9 protein-coding genes and 1 pseudogene are annotated in these 10,643 nt (G+C 72.5%); 4 read left to right on the forward strand and 6 right to left on the reverse strand.

Translation table 11 applies throughout. From position 1 onward, the window contains the following. Positions 1-20 precede the first annotated feature (20 nt). Complete coding sequence (locus ACZ6CL_RS38695) at positions 21-887, reverse strand: ABC transporter permease (RefSeq protein WP_468945207.1); 867 nt, start codon at positions 885-887, stop codon at positions 21-23. Beyond that, positions 884-3,667, reverse strand: coding sequence for an alpha/beta fold hydrolase (locus ACZ6CL_RS38700; RefSeq protein WP_468945210.1), 2,784 nt, complete (start codon positions 3,665-3,667; stop codon positions 884-886). The genes ACZ6CL_RS38695 and ACZ6CL_RS38700 overlap by 4 nt, the downstream gene beginning before the upstream one ends. Before the next feature lie 333 nt (positions 3,668-4,000). Between ACZ6CL_RS38700 and ACZ6CL_RS38705 the strand changes: the two genes are divergently transcribed. Next, positions 4,001-6,049, forward strand: coding sequence for a CHAT domain-containing protein (locus ACZ6CL_RS38705; RefSeq protein WP_468945212.1), 2,049 nt, complete (start codon positions 4,001-4,003; stop codon positions 6,047-6,049). 56 nt (positions 6,050-6,105) lie between these two features. Here the strand turns inward: ACZ6CL_RS38705 and ACZ6CL_RS38710 are convergent, their stop codons facing one another. Continuing rightward, on the reverse strand, positions 6,106-6,636 hold the full coding sequence (locus ACZ6CL_RS38710; protein WP_468945215.1) for a TerD family protein: 531 nt from the start codon (positions 6,634-6,636) through the stop codon (positions 6,106-6,108). 253 nt (positions 6,637-6,889) lie between these two features. On the opposite strand from ACZ6CL_RS38710, the gene ACZ6CL_RS38715 reads away from it, so the two are divergent. Both ACZ6CL_RS38715 and ACZ6CL_RS38720 read left to right on the forward strand, forming a co-directional pair. Further along, on the forward strand, positions 6,890-7,258 hold the full coding sequence (locus ACZ6CL_RS38715) for a BlaI/MecI/CopY family transcriptional regulator (RefSeq protein WP_468945217.1): 369 nt from the start codon (positions 6,890-6,892) through the stop codon (positions 7,256-7,258). Continuing rightward, positions 7,255-8,166: a M56 family metallopeptidase gene (locus ACZ6CL_RS38720; protein ID WP_468945219.1), complete on the forward strand. Its 912-nt coding sequence runs from the start codon at positions 7,255-7,257 to the stop codon at positions 8,164-8,166. The genes ACZ6CL_RS38715 and ACZ6CL_RS38720 overlap by 4 nt, the downstream gene beginning before the upstream one ends. Before the next feature lie 21 nt (positions 8,167-8,187). Here ACZ6CL_RS38720 and ACZ6CL_RS38725 read toward each other — a convergent pair whose 3' ends face one another. The 3 genes from ACZ6CL_RS38725 to ACZ6CL_RS38735 form a co-directional block, all read right to left on the reverse strand. Next, complete coding sequence (locus ACZ6CL_RS38725; protein WP_468945221.1) at positions 8,188-8,832, reverse strand: DUF305 domain-containing protein; 645 nt, start codon at positions 8,830-8,832, stop codon at positions 8,188-8,190. Positions 8,833-8,920: 88 nt separating this feature from the next. After that, entirely contained in the window at positions 8,921-9,352 is a 432-nt protein-coding gene (locus tag ACZ6CL_RS38730; protein WP_468945224.1) for a DUF6153 family protein, read from the reverse strand. An 81-nt stretch (positions 9,353-9,433) separates the two neighbouring features. Then, positions 9,434-9,913: a YflT domain-containing protein gene (locus tag ACZ6CL_RS38735; RefSeq protein WP_468945226.1), complete on the reverse strand. Its 480-nt coding sequence runs from the start codon at positions 9,911-9,913 to the stop codon at positions 9,434-9,436. 138 nt (positions 9,914-10,051) lie between these two features. Between ACZ6CL_RS38735 and ACZ6CL_RS38740 the strand changes: the two are divergent. Then, positions 10,052-10,643: pseudogene (locus ACZ6CL_RS38740) on the forward strand (hypothetical protein); the annotation flags it as partial.

The following is a 10,643-nucleotide window of genomic DNA, read 5'->3' on the forward strand; positions in this document are numbered from 1 at the left end:
CGGGACGGCGGCGGCCCTGGCTAGGACACCACGTCCTTCCGGCCGAAGCCGCGGAAGGCGAGAGCGAACAGGACCAGCGCGAACGTCACCGACACCGCCGTCCCCTTCAGCATTCCGCCCCACTCCAGATGGGGCTGGAGTGCGTCGGCCCAGGCGAACTGCCAGTGCGCGGGCAGGAACTCACGCCAGGAGCCCAGCGCCGTGACGGCGTCCAGCACATTGCCCACGATGGTCAGCCCGACCGCGCCGCCCACCGCGCCCAGCGGTGCGTCGGTGACGGTCGACAGCCAGAACGCGAGGGCGGCGGTGACCAGCTGGGACAGGAAGATGTACGTGACCACCAGGGCGAGCCGGACGAGCGCGTCCCCCGTCCCCAGCTCGCCCCCGGTGGGCAGGCGCAGCGGCCCCCAGCCGTACGCCACCGTCCCCACCAGCAGCGCGACGAGCGGCAGCAGCACCATCGCGGCCGCGCTGAACGCGAGCGCCACGGCCAGCTTTCCGGCCAGCAGCCGGGCCCGGGGCACGGGCGCGGCCAGCAGGTAGCGCAGCGAGGACCAGTTGGCCTCCGAGGCGACGGTGTCGCCGCAGAACAGCGCCACGGGCACGACCAGCAGGAAGGCCGCCGAGACGAAGAGCGCGGTGGCCGCGAGGTTGGCGGCCGAGGAGGTGGCGGTCTCCATCAGGGTGACCCGGTCGTCCCGCCCCTCCGGCGTGCCCCCGATCGCGAACGCGGCGACGAGGACGAACGGCAGCCCGGCCAGCACCACGCCCATCACCAGAGTGCGGCGCCGGCGCAGCTGCCGTACCGCCTCGACCCGCAGGGGCAGGGTGTGGCGCGCCCGGTAGCCGGGCGCCGCCTCCGTCACGGGCGCCACAGGGGTGCTCATGCGGATCCTCCTTCGATCAGCGTCAGAAACGCGTCCTCCAGGCGCCGGTTGGGCCCGAAGCTGGTCACCGGGATCTCCAGCCGCACCAGCTCGGCGAGCAGCCGCGCCGGGGTGGCGCCGTCGACCAGGACGAGCAGCCCGGCGTCGGTGCGGGCGGCGGAGGTGATGCCGGGCAGGGCACTCACCTTGTCGACCAGGGCGTCGCTCAGCTCGCCCTCGTGGCCGACCAGCAGGCTCTCCCCGGTGCCGGTGATCTCCCCCACTGGACCCGCCTGCACCAGCCGGCCTCGGTCCATAACGACCAGATGGGTGCAGGACTGTTCGACCTCGGCCAGGAGATGGCTGGAGACGATCACCGTGCGCCCTGCGGCCGCGTACCGGATCATCACTTCGCGCATCTCGCGGATCTGGGGCGGGTCGAGGCCGTTGGTCGGCTCGTCCAGGATGAGCAGATCCGGCAGGCCCAGCATGGCCTGGGCGATGGCCAGCCGCTGCCGCATGCCCTGGGAGTACGTACGCACCGCGCGCTCCAGCGCGTCGCCGAGCCCGGCGATCTCCAGCGCCTCCGCCAGGTGAGCGTCCTCGGCGGGCCGTCCGGTGGCGCGCCAGTACAGCTCCAGGTTGGCGCGTCCGGTCAGATGCGGCAGGAAGCCCGCTCCCTCGACGAAGGCGCCGACCCGGGACAGGACGGGCGCGCCGGGCCTGATGGCCTGGCCGAAGACGCGGATCTCGCCACCGTCCGGGCTGATCAGCCCCATCAGCATGCGCAGTGTGGTGGTCTTTCCGGCGCCGTTCGGCCCGAGCAGCCCGAGCACCTGCCCCTTCTCGACGCGGAAGGAGAGGTCGCGTACGGCGTACCGGTCGGCGGACTTGGCGTAGCGCTTGCTCAGATCGGTGATCTGCAGTGGCACGTCGGCGAGTTCGGGGTCGGGCGGCGGCGCGGACGTCGGCCGCCTCCCGGTCAGCAGCAGGGCGAGCGCCACCACGGCGCCGCCCAGCGGCAGCCCCCACACCCACCACGGCAGCGAGGCGGCTTCGGTGTGCACCCCGGGGGCGGTCGGCACGGTCAGGCCGTCGCCCGCGAGCGCGACGCGGTACGTGGCGGGCTGATCCGGGGAGGCGTAGCCGAGGTCGGTGGAGGCGAGCACGAGCCGCACCGAGTGGCCCGCGATCACCTCGTGGTCGACGGCGGGCAGCCGGAGCGTGACGGTCTTCCCCTGCTTCGCGCCGGTCACGCGGACGGGGGTGACGAGCTGGGAGGGCAGCGTCTGCTGTCCGTCCGGCCCGACGTCGTACACCTTGGCGAACAGCACGGCGTCGTCGGTGTCCGCCCGCACCCGGACCTTCACCTCGGGCGTCCCGGTGATCCGCATCGACTGCTTCAGCGGTGCGGAGTCGAAGCGGGCGAACTGGCCGGGGATGTCGAGGGAGACGCCGATGCCGAACGAGGACGCCTGGGACAGCGCGGCGATGCCCGGCACCGTGGAGACCGAGGGCGGTCCGCCGCCGGGCGGGTTCGCGAACGACTGCTCGCGGCCGCGCAGCGCCACGGTCTTCTGGCCGTCCTCCAGGCCCGGGTAGCGGTCGCCGGTGGCGCCGCGCATCTGGACGGTGCCGTCGGTGGAGTCGACGCCGCCGGTGCGGGTGACGCGGAAGGCGGGCCCGGTGTCGGTGCCCCGGTCGCCCTTGAGGTAGCGGTCGAACCAGTCGCGGGTGCGGGACTGGACACGCCCGGTCTCGCGGTCGCCGCCGTCGTGGCCCCCGTCGGTCCAGTCGACGTCGACCGGGGCACCGTTGGCCTTGACCGCCTTGGCCATCTCATCGGCCTGGCCGAGCGGGAAGAGCGAGTCGGACTGGCCCTGGAAGATCAGTGTCGGGACCTTGATCCGGTCGGCCACGGCGGACGGGCTGCGGTCCTCCAGCATGCGCCGGGCGTCGTCGTCCCGCTTTCCGGCGACCGCGACGCGCTCGTACATCGCGCACAGCTGCTTCTCGAATCGCCCGCAGCCCTGGTCCCGGCCGCCCGCTGCGGGCGGGGCGCCCGGAGCGGTCTGGCCGCTCTGGCCTTCCTGACCGCCCCCGCCGCCCTGCGGTCCGGCCCCGCCCCCGGAGCCCTGGCCCTGCTGGTCTCCCTGCTGGCCTCCCTGCTGCCCTCCGGCGAGATCGGCCGAGCCGGTGGTGAAGAAGAGCCCGGCCCACAGCTTCTTGAAGACGCCGTTCGGGAAGAGCGCGTCGGCCAGGTTCCAGTAGGTGATCTCAGGCGCGATGGCGTCGACCCGCCGGTCGTACCCCGCGGCCAGCAGCGACAGCGCGCCGCCGTACGAGGCGCCGGCGATGCCCACGCGCGGATCGCCCCGGGCGTCGAGCCGCACCTCGGTCCGCTTCGCCAGCCAGTCGATCAGCCGCCGGGCGTCGGCCACCTCGTGCTCCGGGTCGTTGAGCCCGATCTTGCCGGTCGTTCTGCCGAAGCCGCGCGCCGACCAGGTCAGCACGGCGTAACCGTCCCGGGCCAGCTGCTCGGCCTGCTCCCGGACGTCCTCCTTGCTGCCCCCGAAGCCGTGGGCGAGCAGCACCGCGGGGCGGCGGCCCTGGCCCGCGGTGAAGTACGAGGTGTCGAGGCGCGTCCCCGGCATGTCCAGCACCCGGTCCGCGCGGTGCACGGTGGGCCCATCGTCGGCGGTTGCGGCGGCGGCCCAGGTGCCCGCGCCCGCGAGGACGGCGACGGCGGCCACCGTCGCGAGCAGCCGACGCCCGCGCAGCCGGGTCTTTCGGAGATCCATGACAGAACCCTAGGCATGAGATACCGACGCCGGAGCTGACATCAGACGGATTCCGTTCCCCTTCTCAGGGTGTATCCGGCGACGCGGCGTACACCCGGTGCGGTACGCGGCGGATCACCCCGTTCCGCCCTCGCACGGCGGCGGAGCACGTCACAATGGCGACCATGGGGGACTATCTGGACGAAAATGTACGCCGGATGATCCGCGAGGCGATGGCCGATCCCGACGTCAGGCTTCCGTTCTCCGGCGACAGCCGGGAGTCGGTGCTGTCTCCGGAGACCCTGCGCAACATGGCCGGGATCGTCGACCGCGCCCGGGGCCGCCCGGAGCGCGATGGCTGTCAGCGCTCCCCTGTCACCCCACTACGGCCAGCTGCTCACCAACCTGGCCGCCGTGCTGTACGTACGCTTCGAGACCCACGGAGACTTCGCGGAACTGGCCGAGGCCATCCGCCACTTGGAACACGCGGTGGCCGCCACCCCGCCCCATCAGCACGACCACCCAGTGATGCGGATCAAGCTGGCGGTCGCCCGCGGAGCGCGCGGCAAACACACCGGGCAGATCGCCGAGATCGACCGTGCCGCCGAGCTGCTGCGGTCGGTCCTCGACACAGTCGCGGCCACCAGTCCGCACTGGCAGGTGGCGAGCCTGGAGCTGGGGGCGCTTCTGACGGCACGTTCGGACGCGACCCGCGCCCCGGGGGACCTCCTCGCCGCCAGGGCACAGTTCCGCGCCACCGCACTCGCCCCGGGCGAGGACATCCGCTCCCGGCTGAGAGCGGCCTTCCTGTGGGGGCTGAACGGCGCCTACTGCGGCCATCTGCCCGAGGCCACGGAGGCGTTCGGGGTCGCGCTGGACGATCTCCTGCCCAAGCTCACCGGCCGGGCGCTGGACCGGCGGTCGCGGGAGGTGCGGTTGCGCGAGCTGCCGTCGCTGGCCTGCGTCGCCGCCGCCGTCGAGATCACCGCGGGCCGTCCCGAGGAGGCGCTGGTACGGCTCGAACAGGGCCGTGGCGTGCTGCTCGCCCAAGCGCTGCGGCTACGGGGCCGCCAGGGTGAGCTGGCCGAGGCGGCTCCCGAGCTGTCCGGACGGTTCGAGCGGGTCTGCGACGCGCTGATCGAGGAGCGCGGCACCGCCGAGCAACGCGCCGCCCTCACCGCGGAGTTCGACGCCCTGCTGGCCGAGATCCGGGGGCTCGGCGGCTTCGAGCGGTTCCACCGGCCGCCCGGCTGGGAGCGGCTGCGTACGGTGGCCGCGCACGGACCGGTCGTGGTGCTCAACATCTCCGAGCTGCGCTGCGACGCCCTGCTGCTGCGCGCCGACGTCGAGAGCGGGAGTGGCGCCGAGGGCGGGAGCGGCGCCGAGGGCGGTAGTGGCGTCGAGGTGCTTCCGCTCGCCGGGGTCACCCGGGCCGAGGTCAGCCGCCGCGCCGAGGGCTTTCACGCCGCGGTCACGGCGCTGTCCTCGGCAGCGGCCCTGACGGACGGGGACACCCACCTGCGGACCATGGAGGAAACGCTGGAGTGGCTGTGGGAGCACATCGCGGGCCCCGTGCTCACCCGGCTCGGGCTGGACCGGCCGGTGGGGCCGGAGGCCGGGGAGCAGGAGTGGCCACGGCTGTGGTGGTGTCCCACCGGGCCCCTGGCCCTGCTGCCGCTGCACGCGGCGCGGTGCCCTTCGGACGGCAGCCATGTGCAGGACCGGGTGGTGTCCTCGTACACCCCCACGCTGGGTGCCCTGCTGCACGCCCGGGAGCGGGCGGCGCCGCCCGGCCGGCCGGCCACGCTGGCCGCCGTGGGAGTGTCCGCGCCACCGCCCGGTGCGGACGGCACCGCCCTTCCGCCGCTGCCCGCGGTCGACGCCGAGCTGGCCGCGGTGGCCGGGCTGCCGGTCGGGCAGTCCCGGCTGCTGGACGCGGACGCCACCCCCGGGGCCGTACTCGCCGCGCTGCGCACCCATCCGTACGCGCATCTGGCGTGCCACGGCTCGTACGACCCCGAGGATCCGTCGGCCGGTGGGCTGGTGCTGCACGGCGGTGAGCTGACCGTGCACGACCTGGCCACCGAGCGGATGGGCGAGGCGGAGTTCGCCTGTCTGTCCGCCTGCCACACCGCCGCGCCCGGCACCGTGCTGGTCGACGAGGTGATCACGCTCGCCTCGGCGTTCCAGCTGTGCGGCTACCGCCATGTGGTCGGCAGCCTGTGGACACTGAAGGACGCGGTCACACCCGCGCTCGCCCGGGACCTCTACGGGGCGCTGGACGCGGCGCGGTCGACGGCGGACTCGGCCCGCGCGCTGCACCGGGCGGTCCAGCGGCTGCGTGCTGAACGGCGCTACGCGAGACCGCTGTTCTGGGCGTCAATGATTCACATCGGCCCGTAGCGGGGTGCGCCCGGGCAACGGCGAAAGCGCACAGGCACGGTCAGGAACAAGGACGGTCAGGAATAGTCCTTGCCCATCACATCCGTAAAGTCTTCCGGGTCGACCGTGAATCCACGGATAGCGCTGTGGATTCCCCATTCCCCCGATTCGTCCCGGGTGAACTCCGCTACCGTGGCTGCTGTGGCTCCGGAGACGCCGGTGAAATCGCCTTCCATCAGCTCGGTATATCCCTCGACAATCCGGACGCTGGTGTTCCGGACATCGCCGAAGGTCTTCCGCCCGTTGTTCTGCTGGATGGCCACCCCCACCACGACGCGGGAGTACTCCTCCGACAGCCGCTCGAACTCCAGGGTCATCGCCTCATCGGTGCCCAGCCCCTGGCCGGTGCGGCTGTCCCGGTTGAGGTAGATGACGCCATCGGGCGAACGGCTGTCGAAATGCACCAGATACGCGGGCGCCCCGTACGGATCGGTCGCCCGGTAGGTCCCGGCGACGATGTCGAGATCATTGGCCGCCTCACCACTGGGGCTGGGGTCCCACTTGAGCGCCACCTCGATTTTCCCGAGTCCCTTGCTCAGACCACTCATCCAGACTTCCCTTTCGCCTTACCCGGGTTGAATACGCGTCCGGCCAATCCTATCGTGCGCAAGGCCAGTTGAGGCTTTGGCCAGGGGCGGAGCCCCCCGGCGCACCGCATGGTCGGCGGCCTCTCGGCACTCTCTCGGCGATCTTCTCGGACCGCCCGGCATTCCCCCCCGGTGCCCCTCCCCGGATGACGGCTCTCTACTATGGGCCTCCGTACTAACGGAGGTAAGCGTCTGACGGCGGAAGGAAGCGTCCATGCGGCGGCTGGGGGATCTCGAGGCGGAGATCATGGACCGTCTGTGGACGTGGCAGCGTCCGGCGACGGTGCGGGAGATCGTCGACGACATCAACACACAGCGTCCGGTCGCTTACACCACGGTGATGACCGTGGCCACCATCCTCTACAACAAGGGCTGGCTGCAGCGCGGCAAAGAGGGCCGGGCCTGGCTGTACTCGCCGGTCCGCAGCCGTGAGGAGTACTCCGCCGCGCTGATGGAGGACGCGCTGGGCACCAGCCAGGACCGGCCCGCGGCCCTCGCCCATTTCGTCGAGCAGATGGGCCCCGACGAGGTCAGCGCCCTGCGCAAGGCACTGCGGGCGGCCGGGCGGCGGACCCAGGAGTGATCCCGGCGCTCGCTCTGTCCTGCTACGCGGCCGCCGTCGGCACCCTGGCGCCGCGGGCCCTGCTGCGCAGCGCCTGGCCGCACCGCTCCCCCGCGCTCGCCGTGGCCGCCTGGCAGGGACTGGCCGTGTCGTTCACGGTCGCGCTGGCGCTGGCCGCGTACCACCTCGCCATTCCGACCGGACACCTCGACGCGGGAATGTCCGGCTTAATCCACTTCTGCGGGCTGACCTGGAACGCCCGCGTCCCGGTGCCCGGCGCCTCCGGTGTCCCGGCCGCCGTGCTGCCGCTCCTCGTGGCGCTGCTCGCGCTCGCCCGCGTCGGCCACGAAGTGCTGCGGGCTCGGCGGGCCCGCTCCCGCCACCTGGGCGTCCTGGACCTGGTCGGCCGGCGCTCGGCGCGGCTGCGCGCCACCGTCCTCGACCATGAGCTGCCCGCCGTGTACTGCCTGCCGGGGCGCTGCCCGCGGGTGGTCGTCAGCACGGGTGCGCTGCGTACGCTGTCCGGCGCCCAGCTCGACGCCGCGCTGGATCACGAGCGCGCGCACATCGCGGGCCGCCACCATCTGGTGCTGGCCGCCGCCGAGGCGTTCGCCAGGGCCTTCCCCTGGCTGCCACTGGCGCGCGCCGCCCGGGAGCAGACGGCGATGCTGCTGGAGATGGCGGCGGACGACCGCGCGCTGCGCCGCCACTCCCGCGAGACGCTCGCCACGGCGCTGTACGAGATGGCGGCGGGCCGCACCCCCCGCGGGGCCTTCGCGGCCGGTGGCCCCGGTGCCCTGGTCCGGCTGCACCGCATGCTGGGCCCGCACCGGCGCCCGCATCCCGCCCTCCGGCTCGCGGTGGCCACGGCCGCCGCGGCCCTCCCGGTGCTTCCCGTGGTGGTCGGCTGCGCCCCGGGGATGCTGTAGGCACCCCCGGGGCGCCGCGGCTCAGAGCCGGTCGAGGATCTTTCGCAGGGTGATCACCTCGGCGGACTGGTTCTTGATGACGTCCCCGGCGAGCTTCTTGGCCTTGGCGTCACGGCCGTTCTTCCGCTCGTCCCCGGCCATGGTGATCGCGCCCTTGTGGTGGTCGATCATCATCTGCGCGAAGGCGCGGTCGAAGTCGGCGCCCTTGGCGCTCTCCAGCCGGGCCATGTCCTTCTTGGACATCATGCCGTCCATGCCGTCCATGCCGCCCGATCCGTGATCCATGCCGGGCATGCTGTCGGAGGAGGGCGAGACCGGCTTGCCCCAGGCCTTCAGCCACGACTTCATGGTCGTGATCTCGGGATCCTGGGCCTTTTCGATCTTCCCGGCCAGGGAGGCGATCTGCCGGTCCCCGGCCCGGCCGTCCGCCAGCTTCGCCATCTCCAGCGCCTGCTGATGGTGCGGGATCATCATCTGTGCGAAGGAGACGTCCGCGTCGTTGAAGCCACCCGATGCGGCGGAAGCGGAGGGCGAGTCCTTGCTTCCGTGGTCCATGCCCTTCATGTCGTCGTTCCCACCGCAGGCGGTGAGCAGCAGTGCGCCCGTGGCGACGATGCCGGCCACCGCCAGGCGGCGACGGCGCGGTGCGTTCTCGTGGTTGGTCATGCCGATGTACCTCATGCCGATGTACCTCATGCCGTGTGTGATGTCGGTATTCCGTGTTCCGCGTTCTGCGGGGTGGCAGGGGTACGGCCTATATCCGCAGGACCGACAAGGTCGTGAGGTCAGGAATCAGCGAGGGAGGGACGGGCCGCGGTACGGCGGCCACCGGGGCGCTCCGGGGCGGGGGCGGGCCACGGCGCCGTACGAGGGCGGCCCGCAGCACGGCCGTGAGCACCCACGCACCGAGCACCGCCACACACAGCGAGGCCATGTCCATCCCGGCCATGGGCGCGGACGGAGTGTGCTGCGCGGCGACGGCGGACACGGTCCGGGAGCCGTCGGCGCTGGATTCGGTGTGCATCCCATCGGAGGCGTGTGCCGAGACGCCCATGCCCGTTCCCGGGTGCGAGCCGCCATCGGGGTGGCCCATGGAGTGCATCATCAGCACACCGAGCGCGAGCACGACAACGAACAGGAGGCGGCGCAGGGCACCGTCCGCCCGTACGCGTCCGTTCGCGTTCACGCCGTCCCCTCCGACAAAGGCAATCATGGGTGGCCCACCGCGACCACCTTACTCCTAAGGAACTTAGTACGCTCGGGCGGGTCACCCTTCCCGCCAGTCCAGTTTGATCAGCATGTTCTTCGCCTCCTCCGCGACCTCGGAGTCGGCGACCACGTCATAGCGGGCGGCCACGATCTGGCTCCGGGAGGAGAAGTCGCGGTGTCCGCCACTCAGGGCGTGTCCGACGAAGCCCGCGATGGCGCCGAAGGCGGCACCGTAGAGGATGCCGCTCAGGATCAGCACGAACACGTTGTGCGACCCCAGGGCGAACACCGACAGCAGCAGGCCGATCAGCAGCCCGAACCAGGCGCCGGTACCCAGCCCGGCGAGCGCGGCCCGGCCACGGGTGAGCCGCCCGAGCACCGTCTCGACCATGCGCAGGTCGGAGCCGATGAACGCGGTGTGCTCGACGGGGAACTTGTTGTCGGACAGGAAGTCGACCGCGCGCTGGGCGGCGGCGTAGGTCGCGTACGAGCCGACGACCGGACGGTCGACCACCGCCGACGGCAGTTGCTGGGTCATCGCAGATCTCCCTCCGCGGCGAATGGATATCGCCATGAATGGTGAAACGCTTGAAAATGCGGACATATTCTTATAGAGGGACCGGCCCGGAGCGCCGGGCTGGTCCGTCCGGGCCTCGCATGGAGCGCAGGTGATCGCGTGGGTGTAAACGAACGGCACCCGGCACAGGACGACACCTCGGCACCGCAGCACGTCCCGGTCCGGGAGGCGGAGCGGGCCCGGCTGAGTCTGCTCGAAACCACGAGTGGCGGCCTGGGCGACGCGGAGCTGCTGCGGCTGGCACTCGACCATCTGGTGGCCGGGCTCCAAGGCCTGGGCGGGATGGCACATCTGCGCAGGCCGGACGGGCTGGGACTGCGGCTGGTGGCCACCAGCGGCCTCAGCGGTCCGCTGCTCAGGACGTGGCAGACCCTCGAGTGGGGCGAGCCGGTCGCCCCGATGGGCGCCTTCCTCGGGGGCGCCGCCCTGTGGGCCGCCGACCCGGCCGACGGTGGCTCCCAGGCCCGGAGCATCCCGCCCGGCGTCTGCATGGCGGCCATCCCGGTGCCGATGAACGCCGGTCCGCCGCTCGCGGTGCTGTCGGTGCTGACGTCCACGCCACGGGCGGGGGACCCGGCCCAGCGCGATCTGGCCCGGACGGTCACCGGCTGGCTGGCCCAGCGGCTGCGGCTGCTGGCGACGGCCACGCCGGACTCCGGCCGGGCCCAGCTGCCGGAGGAGCCCCGGTCCG

The sequence above is a fragment of the Streptomyces sp. NPDC041200 genome (genome assembly GCF_055591805.1).